This window comes from Nocardia sp. NPDC056000, from assembly GCF_042269265.1.
Classification (GTDB): Bacteria; Actinomycetota; Actinomycetes; order Mycobacteriales; family Mycobacteriaceae; genus Nocardia.
Genome location: NZ_JBHJXS010000003.1, coordinates 84,708 through 108,584, shown reverse-complemented (window position 1 = coordinate 108,584; position 23,877 = coordinate 84,708). Strand labels below are relative to the sequence as shown.

Sequence of the window (23,877 nt, the reverse complement as noted above, 5' to 3'; positions counted from 1 at the left end):
TCAGTGCGCTCCTTCGCAGACCACGCCCACCGATTCGGCGAGAATGCCCAGACCGTGCTCCAGTTCCGCACTCGTGATCGTCAGCGGCGGAAGCAGTTTCACCACCTCATCGGACGCGCCGGAGGTCTCCGTGAGCAGTCCGCGCTCGAACGCCGCCTGGCATACCTTGCCCGCCTGGGACGGTTCATCGAAGACCAGGCCGTGCACCAGACCGCGCCCGCGGGTCGACAGGCCCTGGAACGATCCGGTCAGCTGGCTCAGATTGCGGTGCACCAGTTCGCCTTTGGCGAGCGTCCCGGTGCTGAGCAGGGTGTCGGACCAGTAGTGCTCCAGCGCCACCTGCGCGGTCACGAAGGCCGGATTGTTTCCTCGGAAGGTGCCATTGTGCTCGCCCGGAGCCCACTGATCGAGCTCGGGCTTCATGAGCACCAATGCCATCGGGAGTCCGTAGCCACCAATGGATTTCGACAGTGTGACGATATCGGGGGTGATGTCCGCGGCCTCGAAGGAGAAGAACGGCCCGGTGCGACCGCAACCCATCTGCACATCGTCGACGATGAGCAGAATCTCACGGTCGGCACACAATTGGGCCAGACTGCGCAGCCATTCCACGCTGGCGATATTCACGCCGCCCTCGCCCTGCACGGTTTCCACGATCACAGCGGCGGGCTTGTCCACGCCCGAGGACGCGTCATCGAGGATGGTCTCCATCCACACGAACGGATCATCCCCGCCCTCGGGCAGATAACCGTCGAACGGCATCGGGGTGGCGTGCAGCAGCGGCACACCCGCACCGGCCCGCTTGGCGGCGTTGCCCGTGACGGCCAGCGCGCCCAGCGTCATACCGTGAAAAGCGTTGGTGAAGTTCAGAATCGTGGTGCGCCCGGTGACCTTGCGCGCCAGTTTCAATGCGGCCTCGACCGCGTTCGCTCCGGTCGGCCCGGGGAACTGCACTTTGTAATCGAGGTCACGCGGTTCCAGCAGTGTGGTCTGAATCGTCTCCAGCAATCGCCGTTTGGCGACGGTCGACATATCCAGTCCGTGCGTAATGCCGTCGCGCATCACATAATCCACCAGCGCCTGCTTGAGCACCGGATTGTTGTGCCCGTAATTGAGCGCACCGGCACCGGCGAAGAAATCCAGGTAGTCCCGGCCGTCCTCATCACGCAGCCAGGAGCCCGACGCGGTGTCGAAAACCGTCGGCCAGGCACGGCAGTAACCACGCACATTCGATTCGATTTCGTCGAAAATGTTCATATCGAGGGTAGTCATCATCCAACCTCCTGGTGAGGGGTTATGCGGAACAGATGCTCGGGTTCGTGGCCGTCGGGGAAATGGCTGGGATCGAAGAGCGCGCGGTGGCTGAGCCGGCAGTCGCGCCGCACGGCGAGTGAGGCGAACATGGCCCGTGACGCGGTGTTATCGGGCGAGATGGTGGTTTCCAACTCCTCGACACCGTGCTGGGACAGGTTCTCCAGCAGGAAGTCGAGCATGGCCACACCGAGGCCGTGACCGCGGTGTTTGCGCTCCACCGCGACCTGCCAGACGAAGAAGGTGCCGGGTTGTTCCGGGCGGACATAGCCGATGACGAATCCGCCCACTTCACCGTCGATTTCGACGACCGCCGAAGTGGCCGCGAAATCACGGCACCACAGCAGATAGGCGTAACTCGAATTGGTGTCGAGCACTCCCGAATTCGCGGCGATCTGCCACAATCGGGCTCCGTCTTCCAGGGTAGGAGTTCGAAGGAGCGCCGCATTCTCGCCGCGTACCGAGTGCAGGGGAATCAGCGCGGTAGGGGGTTCCGGAGTGATTTGCTGAACTAGGGCGTCGAATTTCATGAATTGGGTTTGCATGACCCAATTCAGATTGCCGAACGAACTTTGAGGTCTTCTTGTCGCTTCGTTACGATCGTGTGACGATCCGGTGTCATCGAGTGGCACTCGGCAATCTGATGGTGAATCGCGCACCGCCACTGGGAGTTTCGTCACACTCCACCCGACCACGATGGGCCGCAACGGTTTCCGCGACGAGTGCCAAGCCGATGCCCGTGCCGCTGGCGGCGCGGCGGGCATTGCGCACGGTGGCGAAGCGTTCGAAGATACGTTCACGTTCGGCAACGGGGACACCGGGACCGGCGTCATCGACGGTGATCACCACCTCCGCGCCCGCGCGCACGGCGGTCACGGCAACCACACCACCGCCGTGCCGGTCGGCATTGTCGAGCAGATTGCCGATCGCGCGCTCCAACTCCAGTTTCCGGCCCGAGATGATGATCTCCTCGCGCGCGGTCAGCAGATCCGGGGCGTAGCCGCGGTCGGCCAGCATATGGGTGAGAAGTTCTGCGGCACACAGTGGTTCGGTATCGCCGCGATGCACTCCGGCCTCGACCCTGGCCAGTTCGAGCATATCGTCGAGAATGTGGCGCAGATGTTCGAGTTCGACGCTGACGAATTCGAGGGCGCGGCGCGATCGTTCGGGCAACTCGCCCGAATGTCGGTTCAGCACACCGACACTGGTGATCAACGTGGTCAGCGGAGTGCGTAGTTCATGGCTGACATCACCGACCAGTCGCCGTTCCCGATCGACGCGACGCTGTAGCGAATCGACCATGGTATTGAACTCTTCGACGGTGGTCGACAGCCGTCGCCGCGTCACCCAGACTCCCACCGCCACACCGAGAATGGCCGCGATCGCCCCAACCAGCAGGGTGAGCATCACCGCTGGGTGTCGAGCCGGTAGCCCAGACCGCGCACGGTGACCACGAGTTGCGGATCCGAGGGATCGTGCTCGATCTTGGTGCGTAGTCGGCGCACATGCACGTCGACAATGCGCTCATCGCCGAAAAAGCCACGGTCCCAGATGCGTTCGAGCAATGCCGTGCGACTGAGCACACGGCCGGGGCTGGCGGCCAGTTCACACAGCACTCGGAATTCGGTGATGGTCAGGTGCAATTCCTCATCGCCGCGTCGCACCGTGCCGCCGTCGGGCGAAAGCATCAGCGGGGCATCGGGATCCGCGTCCAGCACCAATTCCTCCGGCTGTTCCGGCGCGGGTTCGTCCTGGGCGTTCGCCAATCGCGCGCGGCGGCGCAGTGCCCGCATGCGGGCGGTGATCTCCTTGATCTCGAAGGGTTTGGTGACGAAATCGTCCGCGCCCGCCTCCAGTGCCGCCACCACATCGTGGGTGTCATCGCGGGCGCTCACCACGATGATCGGCACATCATGGTCCCGGCGCACCTCACGGATACAGGTGAAACCGTCCATCTCGCCGAGCATGAGGTCCACGATCATGACATCGGGCACGCCGTGATCGCGCAGATGCTCGAGCGCGGTCTCCGCAGCTTCGGCTTCGGCGACGTCGTAGCCCTCGTCCTCCATGGCGAGTCGCAGCGCCCCGCGAACCCGGTCGTCGTCCTCCACGATCATCAGGTTCGCACCCATACCCACATCCCTCACCTGCGCGCGAATGCGGCGAACCGCATCCTCTCCAACGCGCGCCCGAGCGGGCGCGCACGAACACCCCCGCGATTACCCGGATGTGCGGAACCCAAACAGGCGAGCGATTCAGACCTGGTCAGCGCTCGGAGGCGTCAGCCGGACCGCGCGCACCACCCGGACACCGCGGCGGGCGCTGGCCACGCTCGCCTCGACCACGGCGCGGGTGACGAAATGCCCCAGCGCGGTCGCCACGAAGACCGCGGCGATCAGGATGGGAGCCCACTCCCAGGTCAGCGCCAGCACCATGCGCTCGAACGCGCCCCGGGGCTCGACCATGGGTTCCCAGCTGTTCAGCCGCACCCAGCGGCCCAGGAAAACGCCTATGGCGCAAAGGAAATGGATGGTGAGAATGACGGGCACGCGCCAGAACGCCAGCCCGGAACGCTCCAGGAAAGCGCGTAGCTCGGCGAGAACCAGGTAGTACGCGACGAATCCGGAGACGATGAAAACGCCGTACACCGGCAGCACCGTACTCACCACCGGCCCATTGCCGATGGCCTTGATGTCATCGCGCAAATGCACCAGATCGGTCACCACGTAGGGCGCGTTGGGCAGGAACAGCATGAGCAGCACGACCCCCGCCCACCACACCGGCGATACCGGCAATCTCTTCCCCACCTGCGGGTTCGACCGAAACACCAGCAGCGCCAGCGCAACAGGCACCCAAGCCAATACCGAGTTCCACGTCATCCACAACAGATCCCGCCGCAACAGCCCCGCCAGACTCGGTGTGACCGCGTTCACCACGTCCATGGATCCATGATGCACGTAGACAGCACAAGTCGCCCGGGCGTCGCTGAAAGCGAGACCCGGGCGTTTTGCGCTGACCGAACTAGCTGAACTTGATCTCGAGCCCGATTCCCAGAATCGAGATCAACCAGATCACCCCGAGAAAGATGGTGATCCGATCAAGGTTCTTCTCCACAACCGTCGACCCGGAAAGGCTCGACTGCACGCCACCACCGAACAGGCTCGACAAACCTCCGCCCTTGGCGCGGTGCAACAGCACCAGCAGCACCAGCAGCACGCTGGTGATGATCAGGAGGATATCGAGGAACATCCGCATTTCAGCGAGTATAGGCGGTCGTCAGGGGGACGATTACCAACCCCCCGGGTGCGGGACACGCCGGTGCGGCGCGCCCTCGACACAGTGTTCCGAACACGATTGCCTGCCCGCATTTCGTGCCGATCGTCACACCGGCGTCGACTCCGGCGCTACGTCGCGCCCCGAGACACGCGATGACGCTCGACAGCGTCCAGAATCAGCCGACGAGCTTCGTCACCGGCAACCGCAAGAGCGCTCAACATATCGAAGGTCTGCCCGTACACGGATACCTCGCGCGGTTGTCTCACCGACAGCTCGGCCGTGACGGTTTCGACGGTCACGATGCGGTCATCGAACATCACGAAGTTCGTCGTCTGCTGAGGCAGCACCGCCATCGCCGGAATCACGCCGAGGGTCACGCGCGCGAGACCCATCGCCACGAGCAGACGATCCAACTGCCCGATCATCACATCGCTATCGCCGACTGTCGTGAGCAGCGTCTGCTCGGCGATCAGAATGTGGAACCGGCGCTCGCCACGGTAGAGGAACCGCTGTCGTTCGATCCGCTTCATCACACCGGCATCGAGGTCGTCCGGAATTCGGTGGCGCTCAATCGATCTCCACAGCACAGCGCGGGCGTAGTCGGGCGTCTGCAGTATCCCGGGAATCAGTATGTTCTGGTAGATGCGAGTCAGGAGGGTTCGTTCCGCAAGACGGACCAACTCATCCTGGCGACGACCGGTGCCGCTGCTGAGCAGTCGTCTCGTCTCCATGTAGGCGGCATCGATGTTGTGCAGGGTCGCGAGTAGATCGTCGCGCTCATCGGTCGCGCCGGAGAATTCACAGTAGGCGCGTACGTCCGCATCAGACGGGCGAAGCTTTCCGTACTCGAGCTTGGAAACCTTGGACTCATGCCAGCCCGCCAGTGCCGCCAGCCGACGTCCGGTCAGCCCCGCCCGCCGACGAACTTCCCTCAGACGCTGCCCCAATGCCTCCTGAGCGTCACGACTTGCCGGTGTCACGGGCGTGCGTGCGTGCCAGTGACGTAGTCGGCGAAGGGAATCGCCTGCTGCCACAGTCGATCTCTGACAGCTCGGCAATGGTCGACGATGGCCGGATCGCTGGTCAACGCCATCCCGTCCGGCTTGCCACCACCGTCGACGAGATTGAACGCCACCCGCGCATCGTCGTAGATCCACCAGTCGTCGGCCGGTACCTTATCGGCGAGATGTCTTGGCAGATAACGGATGTCCTCCCCCGCGTCGACATTTCCACCGGTGATCGACAGCAGCCAGCGTTGGTAGTCCGAGTGCGGTACAGACAGGACCCGCACCCGCCGCACCGTGACACCACGTGCGGTGGTGTCACGGATAGCCTCGACCCACGGACGCGACGAGTAGTCGACGGTCGGCGGCTCACCGTTCAGGAAGCGACGCAGTTCCTCCGATTCGGACGGAACCGCATATGTATCACGCACTTCGAGATGGAACGCGTCGAACTGGCAGTCGTGCAACAGCTCACCGGACTGTCCGTGGACTCGTTGCACCGTAGAAAGTCCTCTCCGACTTCGGAACCTCGATCGCGGCCTCATCAATGGCCAACGTCAGTTGCTCCAGTGTCTCAGCGTCGTCGACATCGTGGCGGTCGCCGGACCGGCACGGAATGTCAGATTTCTGCCCGTCAGACGGGTGACAAGAGCGGGATCGCGGTGAGACCGCACTCCGTCAAGTGCTCGGCGAAATGCTTCACCGGCGCTCCACGTTCGGCAGCAGGGATTCCGGCTTGAAGTTGACGATGTAGTGGTCGGGAGAGACGTTCGCGCTGTCGATCTGCTCGACCACGTATGTCACGTTGTCGCTGAGGCCGAGGTAGTGCTTCTTGTACTCGTCCGAGCCGACCTTGCAGGTCACTGTGATCTTGCGGTTGTCCGGGTTGATGGAGCAGAAGCCTTCGATCAGCAGCATGTACTTGTCGGTGATGCCGTTGTAGAAGACGATTCGGCGATTGATCTCGAAGTTGTCGGCCTTCTTCGAAATATTGTCCGCGGCGACATCGGCATCGGACGAGCACGCTGTCAGTGCGACTGCCAGGACAGCCGAACCGGCGGCAACTGCGATGATGAACTTTTTCATCGGGGCTTCTCTCACGGGTGATGAATTGCTTGCGCCTGTCGCAGATCCACGAAAGTTCCTGCGAGACAGTGCGGCAGATCCAATGGCAGCGCGTCCGCCCCGCAGCGTCAACCGATTTCGGAGGCTCTGCATAGCCGAGGGCGATCTCGCACGACCCGCTCGGCATCGCCATGGACTCCACGATTGTGACCCACGCCTGTTTTCGATCTTGTATGGTGGCCAACCGAGGATCACACCTACTCGGGGGAATTATCTTGGAACACAAGGGTTTACGGCGGCGTATCCTGGCCGTCGCGGCGATTTCGATGGCCGCTGCAGCTGCTGGCGGTGTTGCGGATGCGAGCCCGGGCGCGCCCGTCGTCACGATCAGCTTGCCTGCTCCGACCGGGGCGAATGCGGTGGGTGTCGCCGATTGGCATCTCGTTGATGGCACGCGGGCCGATCCTTGGGATGCGGGGCGGCGGCGGGAATTGATGGTGCAGATCTGGTATCCGGCCGATGGTGGCGGTGGTGCGCCCTTGGCTCCGTGGATGCCGCCGGGTGGGGTGCAGGAGCAGCAGTTCGGGCTCGGGCAGTTCGGGGTTGCCGCCGATAGTTGGCGGCTGGGGCCGAGTCACAGTCGCGGTGGCGAACCGGCGCGGGCCGGTGGTGGGCGGTTTCCGATTCTGCTGAATTCGCCGGGGATGGGTGACACCACCGGGTTCAGCACCGCGCAGGCCGAGGATCTCGCGAGTCACGGGTACGTCGTGGTCGCGATCAATCACACCCATGAGTCGTTCGCGGTGCAGTTCCCGGACGGGCGCACCGAACGCGGTGTGGTGCCGATGGATTCGCCGCCGAACGTGCTGCCCGATCTGCTGCTTCCCACCCGGGTGGCCGATGCGCGATTCGTGCTCGATCAGCTCGCGGCCGCGGCGGCGCGTCCCGGCGATGCCGCGCTGCCGCAACAGCTCGCCGAGGATCTGGACCTGACGAAGGTCGGGATGTTCGGCCACTCCCTCGGCGGATCGACCGCCGCTCAAACGATGCATGACGATCCGAGAGTCGCGGCGGGCGTCAACCTGGACGGTCCGATAATCGGATCGGTTGCCACCGAGGGCCTCGATCGCCCACTGCTGATGCTCGCCAGCGACACCTCCCCCTGGTTCGGAAACTCCGGCTGGGAACCGTACTGGGCGAACAACACCGGCGTGAAGCTGCCGCTGCGCATCGCGGGCACCCGGCACATGTCCCTCTGTGATGAACAGGTGATCGCGGCACAGCTGACCACCGCCGGTCTGATCGGTCCGGAATTGCGGGACACCGCGATCGGCTCGATCGACGCGACCCGCTCGGTCGACCTGCAACGGGCCTATCTGCTCGCCTATTTCGATGCCGTCTTCGGGCGCGGCGACGCCAACCCGGCTGACACCATCAGGCGGCTCGCACAGCCCGAGATGCTCCCGCATTCGTAGCTCCGCGTTCGATGCGATCAAAGTGGGGAGGCATATCCCCATTCTCGATCCCTTAGCCTGGAAAACTATGCGGATCTTTCTGGCGGGCGCCAGTGGCGTCCTCGGTATACGACTCATCCCGCTGCTCATCGCGGCGGGCCACGAGGTGGCGGGCATGACCCGCTCTCTGGAGAAGGCGGACCTGCTTGCCGCGGCGGGAGCCGAACCGGTTGTCTGCGATGCCTTCGACCCGGACGGGCTCATCAAGGCCGTCACCGCGTATGCCCCCGACCTGGTCATGCATCAGCTCACCGATCTGCCCGACGATCCGGCTCGGCTCGCCGAAGGCCGGGCGGCCAATGCCCGCATTCGCCGCGAGGGCACGGCGAATCTGCTGGCGGCCGCCGATGCCGCGGGCGCGAAACGGTTCATCGCTCAGAGCGTGGCCTGGGAGATGACCGGAGAAGGCTTGGTAGCCAAGGATTTCCTCGAACAGTCTGTGCTCGCCGCGAATGGCGTGGTGCTTCGATACGGGCAGTTGTACGGTCCCGGAACGTACTACCCGGACAACCTTCCGCCAGCGCCCCGTATCGCCGTCGATGAAGCAGCGGCGCGCACCGCTCAGGCCCTCGATCTCGCATCGGGTATCTACGAAGTCACCGACGGATCAACCTCTGCGGTGAGCCCGGCCGAATAAGGCAGCGACCGGGCGAACAGTTGTGGCGGTGGTCGGATTCGAACCGACGACCTACGGCTTATGAGTCCGTTGCGCTGCCAGGCTGCGCTACACCGCCGCGGAGGACAGAGAAATCGAATCCCAAGGCAGCGCCTCGATCTCGCTAGCAACGAGTCCCGGCCCCTGGCCGGTTTATCCTCCATGCCCCGAACGGGCTTGTGGTAGAAGAACACTCGCAAATCCGAGTGGCGGGCGCAACCGATTATTCGGTGGGCACTCAGGTGCGCCACCAGGAGCGGGCCGGATCGGGCGGGGTTACGGCGATGAGGTGCAGGGTGCGGCCTTCGCCGATGGTGAATTCGGCTACCCGGGCCTCGGCGGCCGCGTCGGTGGCGGTGAGGCGGAGTTGGTGCTGGCGCATGTGTTCGGACCAGGAGCGGACGGTGAAGGCTTCGATGAAGCGGTCGGCGTGGCCGACGTCGCGGTAGAGGCGCCATTCGGTGGCGCCGGTGCGCTGGCGGGAACGGCCGACGCGGGTCATGGCGGCGGTGAAGTCGGCGGTCAGTTCCTCGGGGACGTGATAGGTCTCGAGGACCAGGACGGGGCCGTCGGCGGGGGCCGGTTCGAAATCGAGGACGGGGTCCTGCCAGTGGGTCGACGGGGTGGTGTCGAGCGAGGAGATGCGGACCGGCCACCAGCGAGTGCTGATGGCGCACACCACGAGTAGGACGGTCGCGGCGACGAGCGCGGTGACGGTGCCGTGGCGTTCGGCCACCAGACCCCAGGCCAGCGAGCCGATGGCCTGGCCACCCATGAAGACGAGTTGGTAGACCGACAAGCCGCGCGCTCGCACCCAGCCGGGGAGCAACAGCTGCATCGTCGAGTTCATGGTGGACATGGCGATCATCCAGCCGAAACCGCCGACCACCAGGAGAGCCAGCACCACCGGCATATTCGGCACCAGGGCCGCGCCCAAGGTGGCGGCGGCGAAGGCCAGGGCGGCGACCGCCAGCATGCCGGTCGGGGCAAGAAACCGGCGCACCCGGCTGAGTTGGGTCGCGCCGAACACCGCACCCGCACCGAGAGCCGCCAGCAGCAGACCGTAGCCCGAGGACGAGAGCTGGAGTCGGCCATGCGCGACCAAGGGCAGCAGCGCCCACAACGCACTGCCGGGGGCGAGAAAGAGCAGGCAGCGCAACAGCACTCGACGCACGGCAGGAGCGGCGCGGATGAAGCGCAGGCCCGCCAGCAGGGCGGCAATGGGCCGTTCGACGGGAAGATCGTCATCCAATCGCGGACGCTTCCAGCGCAACAGCACGATCAGAATCCCGGTGAAGGACACCGCGTTCAACGCGAACACCAGCGTCGGACCCGAAAGCGATACCAGCACACCGGCAATCGCGGGACCGACCGCGCGGCCGATATTGTTGCTCATACTGCCCAGCGCGGCGGCGGCGGGAATCTGACTGCGCGGCACCAGATCCGGTTGCACCGCCTGCCAGGCGGGTGCGGTCAGCGCCTGTCCGCAGCCGAGCAGGAACAACAGCGTGAGCAGCAGCACCGGGGTGGTGTGGCCGGTCGCGGTGAACACCGTCAGCAGCGTCGCCAGGATCGCCATGGCGGTCTGCGCCACGATCAGCAGCCGGCGGCGATCCACCAGATCGGCGAGCACCCCGGACGGTATGGACAGCAGCATGACCGGCAGCGTGGTCGCGGTCTGCACCAGCGAGACCAGGGTCGCGGCATTCGGCTGATCGACCAGAATCCATTGCGCGCCAACGGTTTGCATCCAGGTGCCGAGATTGGACACCAGCTGCGCGATCCACAGCGCGCGGAAGACCTTGGACGCCAGCGGTGCCCACGGCGATCCGGGCGTCTCGGTGCGTACGGCTGTCACCGGATCAGCTTAGTCTCAGCAACCAACCGGTCGGTCTACGCGGGCCGCCTCCCCACCGCATGTCGCCAACCACCCGAAACGCCCGTCACGATTCCGCCGCGGTCCGCACCCGCGCCGCATACGTGGCGAGCATGTCCTCGACCAACCCGAGGATCGCCACATCAAGATCGGGCCGCGGATACACCCCCCGCACCACCGCCTCGCCCGAGAACAGGTGCAGCATCATGAAGAAGATGGGTTCACGCAGCTCAGCGGGAAAATCATCGAGCAGCCCGGTCCGATTGAGCGTGGCGACGATATCGCCGTAGTACCCCTCCGCGATGGGCGCGATGCGCTCGCGGAGCTCGGTGTCCGATCGCGCCGCGAGGAAGATCTCGCGCAGCGCGTGGATCAGATTCGACGATTGCGCCGCCCGCAGGAACCGTAGCGCGGCATCGAGCGCATTCTCCTGCGCCCCAAGGTGTTCCATGGTCGCGCGATAGGCCGCGAGCTGCCGGGAGAACGCCTCCTGCGCCGTGCGCACGATCAGATCCAGGCGCGTGTCGAACTGCCGGAACATGGCACCGGCGGACAATCCCGCCCGACCGCAGATCTCCTGCACGGTGGCCCGCTGATAGCCGACCTCACCGATCGCGGCGATGGTCGCGTCGACCAGCTTGGCCACCGTCGTGGCCCGGCGCTCCTGTTGGGTGCGGCGCGGGCGCGAAACTTCACTCACGTCGCACCATCCTGCCGTGCCGGTGACCGCGGGCGAAGCAGTGCCCCGGGGTGACCGTTGACACATTCCATTTCCGCATCATATGGTCTGCATCGCAACTTAGAAACTAAGCACTCTCTATCTTTGGTGAGCGCTCTGCCGTCAGGGGCGGCATGAAGGAGTTCGAAATGACAGCGGGGACTCGAACCACGATCGCCCGGGCCACCCTGGCCCTGGCGGCGGGACTGACCGTGACCATCTGCCCGGTGGTAACCAATACGGCTGCGGCGGAACCGGTTACGGTGGAACCCGCACTGCCGTTCCCGGTGCCGCCCGCACCGCCGTATCTGGATCCGGGCTTCTACCAACCCGATCCGGCCCGGGTGGCGGCGGCGCAGCCGGGCGAGATCCTCGCCGCGCGGCAGGTGAACCTGGCCAATTTCTGGCTGCTGCCGCTCAATACCAATGCCTGGCAGCTGTCCTACCGCAGCACCAATACCCGCGGCGAGGCGATCGCGGCCGTCGCCACCGTCATCGTGCCGCACCGGCCCGCACCCAGCGGTGAGCGGGGACTGCTCTCCTTCCAGTTCGCCGAGGATTCGCTGTCCCAGAACTGCGCACCCTCGTACACCCTCCAGATGGGTTCACTGCCCAATCCGCTGAACCCGGTCATCTCGGCCGAATTCATCGAAGTGCAGGCCATGCTGCAGCGCGGCCACGCGGTGGTGATCCCGGATCATCAGGGCCCGAACGCGGCGTACGCGGTCGGTCCGCTCGGCGGGCGCATCACCCTGGACGGCATTCGCGCGGCGGAGAATTTCGAACCCGCCGGACTGCCCGGCACCGCGACTCGCGTTGCGCTGTGGGGCTATTCGGGCGGCGCGATTCCCACCGCGCACGCGGCCGAACTCCAGCCCGAGTACGCGCCGGAATTGAACCTCACCGGTTCGGCCGCGGGCGGCCTGATGGCCGATATCCGCATGGCCGTCGACTACAACAACGGCACCTCCACCTTCGGCGGCGCGGTGCTGGGCGGGCTGTTCGGCGTCGCCCGCGAGTATCCGCAGGTCGCCCAGTTCATCGACCAGCATATGAACCCGCTCGGCAAGGCCGTGCGCCTGGTGCACGAAGGCCAGTGCGTCGCACTGCAATTCGCCGGATTCCCGTTCATCAACATCAAGGGCCTGTTCGACTATCCGGGCGATCCCATGCGCTCGCCCGAAATGCAGCCCGTGCTGGACGAACTCAGTCTCGGCCGACGCGGCACGCCCACCGCGCCCATCTATATCTACGAGGCGCCGCTCGATGAGGTCATGCCGATCAACGCCGTCAACAATCTCTACGACACCTACTGCCAGGATCCCAACGCCCGCGTCGCCTACACCCGGGACCTGCTCAGCGAGCACGGCATAGCGGCCGTCGCCGGAACGGCCAGCGCGGTGCTGTGGCTCGACGACCGTTTGAACGGCGTACCGGTCTCCACCGGATGCCATCAGCGCGATGTCCCGACCGAGATCACCGATCCGGGCGCGTTCGCGGCGTTCGCCAACGCGATCGGCGGCACGCTCGCGGCCGCACTCGGTATGCCCGTCTGAATCCGTACGATCGGCTACATGTCAGCAACTCGCAGGTGGTGTGCGCTGCTCGTCTTGACGGCGGGCGCGATGGCCGGATGCACGAATTCCCAGCAGGCCAGTGATCAGCCGACGGTGACGCCGATGGGACGAGCGTTCGTATCGACCGAGGTCAAAGGCACCGCCATTCCCGGCGGCGGGCCTTTGACCCTGCGCTTCCAGGACGGGCGGGTGACCGCGAACGCGGGCTGCAATACCGCCACCGGACCGGTCACCCTGGACGGGAACACCCTGAAGGTCGGCGAACTCGCGACCACCATGATGGGCTGCCCGGGCGATGTCGCCGGGGCGGACGGCTGGGTGGCCGGGCTGCTGCACTCCTCCCCCACCTGGAAACTCGACGGATCGGATCTCACCCTCACCGGAAACGGCAATACGGTGACCATGCTCGACCGCAAGGTCGCGCATCCGGATAAATCGCTCACCGGCACCCCGTGGATCGTCGACGCGCTCGTGCGCAATAACGGCGTGGAACGCTCCCAGACCCTCGACGAGGTGCGCCCGACCCTGACCATCGCACCCGATGGCAACGTCTCCGGCAGCGCGGGCTGCAACAGCATGACCGGCCGTGCCGAGATCACCGGTTCCGATATCAGCTTCCATATCGCCACCACCAAGATGATGTGCGATCCGCAGGTGATGGACGTGGAACGGGCAGTACTCCAGGCACTGGACGGAAACGTCACCGCCACAGTCGATTCCAACACCCTGACGCTGCGCAACGCGGGTAACGGCACCGGCGTGAACCTGCGCGCGGAGTAGGCGTACGCGCCGAAATTCGTTGTCGCCGGACGGTATCGGAGCGGTACCGTCCGGCGCTATGCATACGAGATACCTCAATGTGGTGGATGTGGAGGCCACCTGCTGGCAGGGCCCGAATCCACCCGGACAGCCGATGGAGATCATCGAGATCGGCCTGTGCGTGCTGGACCTCGAGGCCCGGGAGCGAGTGTCCAAGCACAGCATTCTGGTGCGCCCGGATCGGTCCACCGTGAGCGAGTTCTGCACCCAACTGACCACCCTCACGCCCGAAATGGTGGCGACCGGCGTGTCCTTCGCCGAAGCCTGCGAGCTGCTGCGTACCGAATTCCATTCCGATTCCCGCCCGTGGGCCAGCTGGGGCGCGTACGACCGGCAGCAGTTCGAACGCCAGTGCGCCGCAACCCAAGTGCGCTATCCGTTCGGATCGAAGCACACCAACGCCAAGATCGCGTTCTCCGAGTCCCGCGATACCGGGCACCGCTTCGGCATGGCGGGTGCACTGAAGGCCGCCGATATCCCGCTGGAGGGCACCCACCATCGAGGCGGCGATGACGCCTGGAATATCGCCGCGCTGATCCTCGACATGATGCGCCGCGACCGCTGGCCCGAATAGCCCGCCGGAAGTTCGCCGACGCGGCACAATCGAGGGAGGTTCGCGACCAGCCGAGGCCACCGGAATTGCGCCGGACCTGCGCATTCCACCTCTACTCTGATGACCCGGCGTACGCGACATATCGGACATACGGGAGAGGGTGGGTCGCATCAACGAGCGGGAGGCCGAACTCGACGGCTGGTTCCGGGCGGAAGTCGCGGCGACGCGACCGGGACCCACACGGCCACAACAGGAATCGCTCGAACCGGGCAACGAGCTCACCGGTGCGCGGGCGCTCGAACTATTCGAGGCGCAGGCCACCTCGCGACATCTGGACCTGGCGGCGCGACAGCTCGCCCGCGACGGGGTCGGGTACTACAGCATCGGATCCTCCGGGCATGAGGGCAATGCGGCGGTAGCCGCGGCATTGCGTGTGAACGATCCCGCACTGCTGCACTATCGCTCCGGCGGGTTCTTCGTCCAGCGCACCCGGCAGGTGGGCGGCATCGATCCGATACGCGATGTGCTGCTGGGCATCACCTCGGCGATCGCGGATCCGATTTCCGGTGGGCGGCACAAGGTTTTCGGCAGTAAGGCCGCGCACATCATTCCGCAGACCTCCACCATCGCCTCGCATCTGCCGCGCGCGGTCGGGCTGGCGTTCGCGCTCGAGCGCGCCGCGCAAATGAAGGTGGCCTGCCCGTGGCCGTCGGACGCGGTGGTGGTGTGCAGTTTCGGTGACGCGTCGGCCAATCACTCCACCGCCACCGGGGCGATCAATACCGCCGTGCACACCGCGCAATTGGGCGTCCCCGCGCCCATCCTGTTCGTCTGCGAGGACAACGGGATCGGCATCAGCGTGCCCACCTCGCGCACCTGGATCGAACAGGCCTACGGCACGCGCCCGGGACTGCGGTATTTCGAGGCGGACGGGGCCGAACTGACCGATGCGTTCGCCACCGCCCGGGAGGCCGCGAATTGGGTTCGCGCGCACCGTAAACCGGCATTCCTGCGCTTGCGTACCGTGCGCTTGCTCGGACACGCGGGCTCCGATGTCGAATCGGCGTACCGGCGGCCCGCCGACATCGCGGCCGATCTGCGCGGCGATCCGGTGACGCGCACCGCGCGACTGATCATCGGCGCGGGTTTCGCCACGCCGGGAGAAATGCTGCGCAGGTACTCCGATATCGGTCTGCGGGTGACGGCGACCGCCGAAAGCATCAGGGGCGAAGCACAACTCACCTCCGCCGCCGCGATCGTGGCCCCGCTCGCGCCCGCGCGGCCGACGGTGGTCCGCACCGACGCCCTGCGCGGCAGCGCGGGTCCGGCGGCCCCGTCGACCGCGGAAACCGACGCCGGTACCCCGATGACATTGGCGCAGGCCGTGAATCACACCCTCGGACAACTGCTCACCCGCGATTCCGATGTGCTGGTCTTCGGCGAGGACGTCGGCCGCAAGGGCGGGGTGTACGGCGTCACCAAGGGTTTGCAGCAGACCTTCGGCGTGCGAAGGGTTTTCGACACCCTGCTCGATGAGCAGAGCGTGCTCGGCACGGCCCTGGGCGCGGGGCTGGCGGGCTTCGTGCCGATTCCGGAGATCCAGTATCTGGCGTACGTGCACAACGCCCTGGATCAACTACGCGGTGAGGCGTCGACGCTGTCGTTCTTCTCCAATGGGCAGTACCGCAATCCGCTGGTGGTGCGCATCGCCGGATTGGCCTATCAGAAGGGCTTCGGCGGCCACTTCCACAATGACAATTCCATTGCGGCACTGCGGGATATCCCCGGCGTGGTGATCGCCGCGCCGGCTCGCGCCGATGACGCGGCGGCCATGCTGCGCACCTGTGTGTCGGCGGCGCGGGTGGACGGTCGGGTCTGCGTGTATCTGGAACCGATCGCGCTCTATCACACCCGTGATCTGCATCGCAGCGGTGACGGCGGCTGGCTCGCTCCCGCCGCGGCGGTGCGTCACGCCGAGATCGGCCGGGCGCGGGTGCACGGCACCGGGACGCATCTCACGATTGTGAGCTTCGCCAATGGCGTGCCCATGAGCCTGCGGGTCGCGCGGCGGCTGGCCGAGCGCGGCGTGCACGCGCGGGTGCTGGATCTGCGCTGGCTCTCGCCGCTGCCGGTCGAGGATCTGCTCGATAATGCCCGCGCCACCGGGCGAGTATTGGTCGCCGATGAAACCAGGCGCGGCGGAGGCGTTTCCGAGGCGGTGTGCACGGCGTTGCTGGATGCGGGATTCGACGGTCGTATCGCGCGGGTCACCAGCGAGGACAGTTTCATTCCATTGGGTCCCGCGGCGAATGTCGTACTGCTCGATGAGGACCGTATCGAGGCGGCGGCGGACAAACTGCTCGCGGCGCTCTGACGGCCGGAATTCCTCGGATACGGAGGGTGGCAACGAGCGGAGCGAGCCCGATGAGGGGTGGTCCCCCGTCCGCTCGTTGCCGGCGCCGGTCCGGTCGGCGCCCCTGTGCCGATGAGGGGGCGGCACAAGCTTTATCTACTATCTCCGTACGTAGATAGTATTACCGTACGAGGGTCCTACATGGCAATACCCGGGTGTGACAGTAAGGGTTCCCTCAGGTTTCGTCCGTACACTCGGGCCGACCAACGGGAGGAGTTCGATGCGGGCGGATGGACGGTGGTCGGTCCGGTGAGCGTCGCCGCGTGCCTGGCGCTCTACGGATTCGCCGTCGCGGTGCTCGCGCCGCGACTACTGCGCCTGGTGGAACACGGGGGTGCCACACCCCGGGTGGCCCTGGCCGCCTGGCTGTCCGCGATGGCGTCGACCGTCCTGGCATGGACGGTCGCGCTCGCGATTCTCATTCTCGACCTTGCCACACACCGGGTTTCGAGTGCGCCACACCGCTTCATGGACAGCTGCCTGGTGCACCTGCACGATGCGGTGCTCGGCGATTACGGCCTGCCGGTACAGACCGGACTGCTGCTGCTCTCCGGATTCGCCGCCCTGGCCGCCGGGCTGGTGGCGGCAAGACTGGTGCGGACGCTGTTGAAGGCACGGCGCACCACGCATGAGCACGCGCGGATGGCGCGCCTGGCGGGCCGGCACCACGCCGGACTGGACGCGGTCATCCTCGAGGTCGACCAGCCCGCCGCGTATTGCGTTGCGGGCAAACCACATACGGTCGTGGTCAGTCGCGGCGTGCTCAGCGCGCTCGAGGACGATCATCTCGAAGCGGTGCTCACTCATGAGCGCGCACACCTGGAGGGCAGACATCACCTGGTGCTGGCGCTCACCCGGGGCCTGGCCACCGTCATGCCGCGCATCGAATTGTTCACCCACGGTGCGGCCGAGGTGGCGCGTCTGCTGGAGATGATCGCCGATGATGCCGCGGCGCGAATTCACGGCCGCGGCACCGTACTTCAGGCGCTACTCACCCTCTCCGGCATCGCCGACGGACCGGCGGGCGCGCTCGGCGTCGCCGAGGTCGGGCTGGCGGTGCGGGTGGAACGGCTGGCCGAGCCAGCCGCTCCGGCCCAGCGCACCCGGGCGCGGGTGACGCTCACCGCCGCGGCGGGAGCGGCGGTGCTGATTCCGCTCGCAGCGGTGGGTGTGGGGGTAATCGGTCTGGTGATCTGCCCGCCGGTGGGGTGATGCTCCGGTCGAGCCGATACAGCGCCGTCGCGGCGATACCGCCGATGACGATCAGGCCGATCCACACCGCGCGATCCATACCCGCGGCCCGGGCCGCGCCCACGATGACGCCGGTGGCCAGATTGCCGATCAGGATGCCGACGCCCACGATGGTGTTGTAGAAGCCGTAGTGGGTGGCCACCAGGCGGTCTCCGGACAGCGAGACCACGGTATCCATCTCGAAGGGGAAGACCGCCGCCGTGCCGACCGCCAGCAGCGCCGCCGCGACCAGCAACGCGACAATGGCGGCCACCGGACCGAAAGGCTGTGTGCCGGGCACGATTACGAGCGGCACGAAGGCCACCGACAGCATTGCCATACCGGCCACCAGACTGCGGCCCGAACCCCAGCGGGCACGCAACCAGGCGGTGATACGCAACTGCCCCGCGACGGCGACCACGCCGGAGATGACGAACAGTGCCGAGGTCACCGTCTGCGCACTCGCACCGGCGATATAGCCCGCCTGCAACGGGAGCGCCAGATACACCTGGAACGACAGCACATACGAGCCGATCATGGCCACGGAGAAAGCCAGGAAGCGGCGATTGCCGACGATGGTGCGCCAATCCTGGAGTACCGACGCACCGGTCGGAGCCGCCGCCTCGCGCGTGGGCAGGGCGAAGAGCTGCGCGACCGTCAGTGCCGCGAAGACCACCGCCGCCGCGGCCGCCGTGACGCGAAAATCGAAGGCCAGCAGCGCGAGTCCCACCAGCGGTCCCGCGAGTATGCCCGCCTGGTAGAAGACGTTGAAGACCGCGAACGCCTCCACGCGCCGCTCCCCCGCCTCCGCGGCCAGATACGCGCGCACCGCCGGATTGAACAGCGCACCGGCGAATCCCGTCGCGGCCGAGGCGATCAGCAGACCGGGCAGCGATGAGGCGAAGGCCAGCAGTGCGAAACCACCTGTGCGCAGCAGACATCCGGCCACGATGAGGGGTTTGTAACCGAGCCGGTCCGCGAGCGTACCGCCCAGCAGGAACATGCCCTGCTGGGAGAAATTGCGCACCCCGAGCACCAGCCCGACCGCCCACGCCGCCAGACCCAGCGGCCCGGCGAGGTATCCGGCCAGGTACGGCATCAGCATGTAGAAGCCGAGGTTGATGCCGAACTGGTTGACCATGAGCAGCTGTGCCGCGCGATCGAAACCGCGGAACTTGGCGAGCACGCTCACCGGACGCGCTCCACGGTGAACGCGCTCGGGTCCAGCACGGTGTCGCAGCGGGTCCAGGACTCGACCTGACGTTGCGCCGGATGGGTCAGGACATCGGGCTCGGTGGGCGGGGTGACATCCAGCAGGCCGTGTTCGGCGCAGTAGTCGTCGTTGTAGACGGTGTCGAAATATCGGTGCGGGCCATCGGGGAACACCGCCGCGACCGTGGCGTCCGGACCGTACGTGCGGGCCGCCCAGCCTGCCACCAGCGCGACCGCACCGACGCTCCAGCCGCCGCTGGCGAGGTGGGTGGCGGCGAGGGTGCGGCAGGCCCAGACCGCCTCGGCCGGTGCGACCCAATGGATTTCGGCGAAGGCGGCGTAATCCACATTGCGCGGATAGATGCTCGAACCGAGTCCGCGCATGAGCCGGGTCCCGGCGCGCTGCCCGAAGATGGTGGAGGACACCGTATCCACGCCGATGAGCTTCAGTGCGGGATTGCTCCGGCGCAGTACTCGCGCCACACCGGCCGAATGCCCGCCGGTGCCGACCGCGCACACCAGCACATCGACGGTGCCGAGCTGTTCGATGAGCTCCAGAGCCAAGGATTCGTAGCCGTCGACATTGTCGGGATTGCTGTACTGATCCGGGCACCACGAATCCCGTTCGGCCGCCAGCAGTTCGGCGACGCGATCGCGGCGCGCCTGCTGCCAGCCGCCGTCCGGATGCGGGGCGGCAACCACTTCCACCCGCGCGCCGTAGGCGGTGAGCATGCGCGCGACGATCGGTTCCAGTCCCGGGTCGGTCACCAGGGTCACCGGGTGCCGGTACACCAGTCCGGCCAGTGCCAGTCCGAGACCCAAAGTCCCACTGGTGGATTCGATGATCCGCGCACCGGGCGCGAGATCACCGCGCAATTCGGCGCGCCGCACCATGTGCAGGGCCGGGCGGTCCTTCATACCGCCGGGATTGAAGCCCTCGAGTTTCGCCCAGAAGCCGAGGCCGCCGGGCGCGAACGGTTCCCCCACCCACAGCACCGGGGTATTGCCGACCAGGCCGCGCGGGCGGCGCGCCGCACCGGGTGCGGCGATCACCTGCTCATCGACCAGGGCGGCGATCTTGCCGAGCATGATCTTGTCCATTGCGTATCGCTTTCGGTATCGAGCCGCCGGGGGCGGCCGAAGGACGCGGGCAGCGGACACCGGCCGATGGCGAACACACACCGGCCTGACGCTGACCGATCAGCGCCGGGCGATACACAGGCGCGTCAACAGCATTCGGCCGCTGACGACGGAGAAGACCGGATTCGGCGGGCCGCGCCCGGAATCCGCGCCGGAGGAACGCGCCGCGCCGAGCACCGCCAGCGCGGCCGCGATGAGCAGCATCAGCTGCGAATGCGAGATCTCCGGTGTGGCGGGCAGCGAGACCTTGAGACAGTGCTCCTGATGCGGTCCGCAATCCACGACTTGCGCGGCGGGACTCCGGAATTCGCCCGGGAGGTGAACGAAGGCCGCCGATGCGATCGCTTCCTCAGCGAGCGGCGTGCTGCCGTGGTGGTGTCCGTCGCGGTGCGAGAGCGTGCAGTCGGCGGCCACCGCCACCAGCAGCAGTACGGCGGCCAGCAGTGCCGTCAGCACCACCGAGGGCCGCAACCGGGCTCGCCGCACACCACCTCCCGACTCGAATCCGGTTGACCGGATGCTGGTTCCGAGGGATCACGTACGCCGTGGCGACATGATCGATACCGTCCGGAAACAATCTACTATCTCCGTACGTACTTAGTCGGAACGGTGTGAGCTAGTCGACGGTGGCGGCGGCGTGCCGGGGATCGGCGTGGCGGGTCTAGCGCTTACCGCGGGTCAGTTTGCGCAGCGCGGCGCGCAGGCCCTCGGACTCCTCCGCACTCATCTGCTCGACGAAATGGGCGAGTACCAAATCGGATCGGCCGCCGCTGCCCAGCGCCTCGCGCATGAGCCGGGCGCTGTATTCCTCGCGGCTCAGGGTCGGCCAGTAGCGGTAGGCCTTACCGGCGCGTTCGCGCTCCAGCCAGCCTTTGCGATGCAGGTTGTCCATGGTCGACATGACGGTCGTATAGGCGATATCTCGTTCGGCAGCCAAGCCGTCGAACACCTCACGGACGGTTGTCTTCTCATTGCGATCCCAGATCCGTTCGATCACGACCGCTTCCAGGTCGCCGAAACCTCGCGCACCCATGCGTGTCACTCCTCATCTCACGACGCCTCATACGCCGTGCCTGGGCTCGAAGTCCTGGTGCGTGGTACTTGGAATAGGGGGGACGCCCGTACCTGCTCGAGCCGGTGTCCACTGGTCCGCAGCGTATGCCCTCACATACGTTCTACGTACGTAGACAGTAGTATCGTGCACCCGTGCGGGATTCCACGCAACTGGGCGGGAAATGTACACCCGCGGTTCACCTACTGGACAGCGAACACCCCGGCGGGAGTGTCTAGTCGGCTATGCGGTGCCCGGCCTCGCGCAGCACTTCGGACGCCTCCACCAGCCGATGATCCGGGACCAGCACCAGATCCGCGTGATAGGTCGAGACCACGAACACCGGGATGGCGGCATCGGCCAGCGGGCCGACGAGCGCGGCCAGCATGCCGGGTTTGTCCAGGGCGTGCGGGCCGTCGCCGTAGAAGCCCTTCCAGCGCTCACCCTCGACCCAGCCCGGCGCCTCGCGAATCGCGGTGAGGCCCTCCGGCGCTCGCACCAGCGCGATCCAGTCGTCATCCTCGGGGAAGGTCGAATTCGGCAGATGTTCGACCACGAACTGGGACGGGACTATGCGCAGACGCTGGCGGGCTGACATAGCTGCATCGTAGAGGCGACCACCGACTGAATACCGGGCGGTCGCGGACCGACCGGCCGCCGGTTGGCGTGTCGCCCGGGCAGCCCATGACGGCGGGCGAGCTCAGCGGGCAAGACCGGCGCGGTGCGCGTAGGCGATGGCCTGTCCGCGATCTCTCACCCCGAGCTTGCCGAAGAGCGAATTGATATGGCTCTTGACGGTGCTCACGCCGATGAACAGTTCACGGGCGATCTCGGTGTTGTTGCGGCCCTTCGCCATCAGGCGCAGCACATCGAGTTCGCGATCGGTGAGATCGGCGGCTGGAGCCGAGGGTGTTTCGAGGGCCGCGACCAGGCGCGCGCCCACATCGGCGGCGAGGGTGGTGTGACCGCTGGCCACCGAGCGAATCGCGGCGGCGATCTCGGCGCGGCCCGCGTCCTTGGTGAGATAGCCGCGCGCGCCGGCGCGCAGTGCGCCCGCGATGGAGGCGTCATCGGCGTAGGTGGTCAGCACCAGCACCGCGGTCTCGGGATGGGTGGCGGTAATGGTCGCGGTCGCGGATACGCCGTCGATGCCGGGCATGCGCAGATCCATCAGCACCACGCGGGGTGACAGGCGGCGCACCAGCTCGACGGCTTCCGCGCCGTCGCGGGCCTCGCCGACCACCTCGACATCCGGGAGCAGTGACAGCACCGTACTGAGACCGTCGCGCACGGTGGTCTGATCATCGGCGACCACCACCGTGATCACCTGCGCGGCACCAGGATTCGCACCGTCCATCGACCGTCCTCCTTCCCCGCCGTCACCGTGCCGCCCACCGCGGCGATGCGTTCGCGCATACCGAGCAGACCGGCACCCGAACCGGATCGGGCCAGTGCGCCGAACTGCGTGGTGATCGGATTCGACACCGTCAATTCGAGCTCCGCCGGACCGTCGCGTCGAATGAGCGTAACCGGCTGTCCCGGAGCGTGTTTGCGGGCATTCGTCAGCGCTTCCTGCACCGCCCGCGCGAGCGCCACCGCCACCTGTTCGCTCACGGCATCGGTACCGACCGCGGGTTGCTCACCCACACCGGGCATCTCGACCGCCCCGCCCGCGGCGCGATGCTCGGCCGCCAGCCGGTGCAGTTCGGCACCCAGGTCGATATCCTCCGATCGGAGCGTGCCCACGACCCGGCGGGCATCGGCCAGGCCCGAAACCGCCAGTGCGTGTGAGGCTTTCACCCGTTCTGCGGCCTGATCCGCCTGTCCCGCCTCGAGCAGGGCGTCGGCGGCGTCGAGCTGTAATACCAAGCCGCCCAAGGTATGCGCGAGGACATCGTGGATATCGCGAGCGATGCGACCACGCTCGGCCAGGGCGGCGGCGCGATCGCGTTCGGCGCGAATCACCCGGCTCTGCTCCAGCAGCAGTCGATTCTGCTCATTGGTGATGCGGGTCTGCCGCCGGTTCCAGCCCATCAGGGTCAGGACGACGACGGATATGGCGATACCCAGGAAACCGGTCGCGGTGGATCCGGCCAGCACCGCGGACACGCACATGGCGGTCACGGTCACCGCCGCCATGGTGATACCGAACCACAGGGGGTCGGTCAGCACCGCCACCGACAGGACCACCAGTACCAGGGCCGTGATCATCGATCCGGTCAGCTGCACGGCGGTCAATCCGCCGCCGATGGCCATGGCGCACAGGAAGATTCGCTCCGTGCGCCGGGCATCGAACGGGGTGAGCAGCCAACCCGTCCAGCCGATCCAGGACACGATCGCGGCTACCGCGACCCACGGTTGGTGCAGGCTCGCATCATGCCAGGAGGTCGCGATCACCGCGACCAGCCCGATCAGGCGGAAGAGCCTGGTCAGGCGAGTCGGGGGCGTTCCGAGCAGCATTCG

Annotated in this window: 25 protein-coding genes and 1 tRNA gene; 7 read left to right on the top strand and 19 right to left on the bottom strand. The window is 66.5% G+C overall.

The window, feature by feature from the left end:
* From ectB to ACFC4D_RS09065, 9 genes are all read right to left on the bottom strand, one after another.
* Entirely contained in the window at positions 1–1,272 is a 1,272-nt protein-coding gene (gene ectB, locus ACFC4D_RS09105; protein WP_376062710.1) for a diaminobutyrate--2-oxoglutarate transaminase, read from the bottom strand.
* Positions 1,272–1,781, bottom strand: coding sequence for a diaminobutyrate acetyltransferase (gene ectA / locus ACFC4D_RS09100; protein ID WP_376062709.1), 510 nt, complete (start codon positions 1,779–1,781; stop codon positions 1,272–1,274). Before ectA ends, ectB begins: the two co-directional genes overlap by 1 nt.
* A gap of 148 nt (positions 1,782–1,929) precedes the next feature.
* Positions 1,930–2,718: a sensor histidine kinase gene (locus tag ACFC4D_RS09095; protein ID WP_376062319.1), complete on the bottom strand. Its 789-nt coding sequence runs from the start codon at positions 2,716–2,718 to the stop codon at positions 1,930–1,932.
* Positions 2,718–3,443 (bottom strand): response regulator transcription factor, encoded by a 726-nt coding sequence (locus ACFC4D_RS09090; protein WP_364632618.1) that lies wholly within the window; start codon positions 3,441–3,443, stop codon positions 2,718–2,720. Before ACFC4D_RS09090 ends, ACFC4D_RS09095 begins: the two co-directional genes overlap by 1 nt.
* Positions 3,444–3,566: 123 nt before the next feature.
* A complete protein-coding gene (locus ACFC4D_RS09085; protein ID WP_375953310.1) occupies positions 3,567–4,253 on the bottom strand; it encodes a DUF1361 domain-containing protein in 687 nt (228 codons plus the stop codon).
* 79 nt (positions 4,254–4,332) lie between these two features.
* Positions 4,333–4,566 carry a preprotein translocase subunit SecG gene (gene secG / locus ACFC4D_RS09080; RefSeq protein ID WP_067564549.1) on the bottom strand — a complete coding sequence of 78 codons (234 nt, stop codon included), beginning with the start codon at positions 4,564–4,566 and terminating at the stop codon, positions 4,333–4,335.
* Between the two features lie 149 nt (positions 4,567–4,715).
* Positions 4,716–5,534: a helix-turn-helix domain-containing protein gene (locus tag ACFC4D_RS09075; RefSeq protein WP_376062318.1), complete on the bottom strand. Its 819-nt coding sequence runs from the start codon at positions 5,532–5,534 to the stop codon at positions 4,716–4,718.
* A gap of 29 nt (positions 5,535–5,563) precedes the next feature.
* Positions 5,564–6,058, bottom strand: coding sequence for a DUF6879 family protein (locus ACFC4D_RS09070; protein ID WP_376062317.1), 495 nt, complete (start codon positions 6,056–6,058; stop codon positions 5,564–5,566).
* A 232-nt stretch (positions 6,059–6,290) separates the two neighbouring features.
* Positions 6,291–6,677 (bottom strand): hypothetical protein, encoded by a 387-nt coding sequence (locus ACFC4D_RS09065; protein ID WP_376062316.1) that lies wholly within the window; start codon positions 6,675–6,677, stop codon positions 6,291–6,293.
* A gap of 398 nt (positions 6,678–7,075) precedes the next feature.
* Here ACFC4D_RS09065 and ACFC4D_RS09060 point away from each other — a divergent pair, with 398 nt between their 5' ends.
* Entirely contained in the window at positions 7,076–8,131 is a 1,056-nt protein-coding gene (locus tag ACFC4D_RS09060) for an alpha/beta hydrolase family protein (protein ID WP_376062315.1), read from the top strand.
* Positions 8,132–8,198: 67 nt separating this feature from the next.
* The gene (locus tag ACFC4D_RS09055) at positions 8,199–8,807 is read left to right on the top strand and encodes an NAD-dependent epimerase/dehydratase family protein (RefSeq protein WP_376062314.1); all 609 of its coding nucleotides are present in this window, start codon (positions 8,199–8,201) and stop codon (positions 8,805–8,807) included.
* Positions 8,808–8,830: 23 nt separating this feature from the next.
* Here the strand turns inward: ACFC4D_RS09055 and ACFC4D_RS09050 are convergent.
* From ACFC4D_RS09050 to ACFC4D_RS09040, 3 genes are all read right to left on the bottom strand, one after another.
* Positions 8,831–8,904 (bottom strand) — tRNA-Met (locus ACFC4D_RS09050).
* A 159-nt stretch (positions 8,905–9,063) separates the two neighbouring features.
* A complete protein-coding gene (locus ACFC4D_RS09045; protein ID WP_376062313.1) occupies positions 9,064–10,683 on the bottom strand; it encodes an MFS transporter in 1,620 nt (539 codons plus the stop codon).
* An 85-nt stretch (positions 10,684–10,768) separates the two neighbouring features.
* On the bottom strand, positions 10,769–11,401 hold the full coding sequence (locus ACFC4D_RS09040; RefSeq protein WP_376062312.1) for a TetR/AcrR family transcriptional regulator: 633 nt from the start codon (positions 11,399–11,401) through the stop codon (positions 10,769–10,771).
* Positions 11,402–11,568: 167 nt separating this feature from the next.
* On the opposite strand from ACFC4D_RS09040, the gene ACFC4D_RS09035 reads away from it, so the two are divergent.
* The 5 genes from ACFC4D_RS09035 (at position 11,569) to ACFC4D_RS09015 (ending at position 17,993) form a co-directional block, all read left to right on the top strand.
* Positions 11,569–12,975, top strand: a complete 1,407-nt coding sequence (locus tag ACFC4D_RS09035; protein ID WP_376062311.1) for a lipase family protein — start codon at positions 11,569–11,571, stop codon at positions 12,973–12,975.
* A gap of 18 nt (positions 12,976–12,993) precedes the next feature.
* Entirely contained in the window at positions 12,994–13,776 is a 783-nt protein-coding gene (locus tag ACFC4D_RS09030) for an META domain-containing protein (RefSeq protein WP_376062310.1), read from the top strand.
* Between the two features lie 58 nt (positions 13,777–13,834).
* Positions 13,835–14,389, top strand: a complete 555-nt coding sequence (locus ACFC4D_RS09025) for an exonuclease domain-containing protein (RefSeq protein WP_376062309.1) — start codon at positions 13,835–13,837, stop codon at positions 14,387–14,389.
* A 139-nt stretch (positions 14,390–14,528) separates the two neighbouring features.
* Entirely contained in the window at positions 14,529–16,742 is a 2,214-nt protein-coding gene (locus ACFC4D_RS09020; RefSeq protein WP_376062308.1) for a thiamine pyrophosphate-dependent enzyme, read from the top strand.
* 288 nt (positions 16,743–17,030) lie between these two features.
* Positions 17,031–17,993, top strand: a complete 963-nt coding sequence (locus ACFC4D_RS09015; RefSeq protein ID WP_375953336.1) for a M56 family metallopeptidase — start codon at positions 17,031–17,033, stop codon at positions 17,991–17,993.
* Here ACFC4D_RS09015 and ACFC4D_RS09010 read toward each other — a convergent pair.
* The 7 genes from ACFC4D_RS09010 to ACFC4D_RS08980 all read right to left on the bottom strand — a co-directional run bounded on the left by ACFC4D_RS09010 (position 17,902) and on the right by ACFC4D_RS08980 (position 23,874).
* On the bottom strand, positions 17,902–19,203 hold the full coding sequence (locus ACFC4D_RS09010) for an MFS transporter (RefSeq protein WP_376062307.1): 1,302 nt from the start codon (positions 19,201–19,203) through the stop codon (positions 17,902–17,904). The genes ACFC4D_RS09015 and ACFC4D_RS09010 overlap by 92 nt on opposite strands.
* Positions 19,200–20,324 carry a PLP-dependent cysteine synthase family protein gene (locus ACFC4D_RS09005; protein ID WP_376062306.1) on the bottom strand — a complete coding sequence of 375 codons (1,125 nt, stop codon included), beginning with the start codon at positions 20,322–20,324 and terminating at the stop codon, positions 19,200–19,202. Before ACFC4D_RS09005 ends, ACFC4D_RS09010 begins: the two co-directional genes overlap by 4 nt.
* 99 nt (positions 20,325–20,423) lie before the next feature.
* Positions 20,424–20,849 (bottom strand): hypothetical protein, encoded by a 426-nt coding sequence (locus tag ACFC4D_RS09000; RefSeq protein ID WP_376062305.1) that lies wholly within the window; start codon positions 20,847–20,849, stop codon positions 20,424–20,426.
* Between the two features lie 175 nt (positions 20,850–21,024).
* Entirely contained in the window at positions 21,025–21,396 is a 372-nt protein-coding gene (locus ACFC4D_RS08995) for a BlaI/MecI/CopY family transcriptional regulator (RefSeq protein ID WP_375953342.1), read from the bottom strand.
* Between the two features lie 253 nt (positions 21,397–21,649).
* Positions 21,650–22,012 (bottom strand): ACT domain-containing protein, encoded by a 363-nt coding sequence (locus ACFC4D_RS08990; protein ID WP_364632589.1) that lies wholly within the window; start codon positions 22,010–22,012, stop codon positions 21,650–21,652.
* Positions 22,013–22,114: 102 nt separating this feature from the next.
* Positions 22,115–22,771 (bottom strand): response regulator, encoded by a 657-nt coding sequence (locus tag ACFC4D_RS08985; RefSeq protein WP_375953346.1) that lies wholly within the window; start codon positions 22,769–22,771, stop codon positions 22,115–22,117.
* A complete protein-coding gene (locus ACFC4D_RS08980) occupies positions 22,738–23,874 on the bottom strand; it encodes a sensor histidine kinase (protein WP_376062304.1) in 1,137 nt (378 codons plus the stop codon). The genes ACFC4D_RS08985 and ACFC4D_RS08980 overlap by 34 nt, the downstream gene beginning before the upstream one ends.
* Positions 23,875–23,877 lie beyond the last annotated feature (3 nt).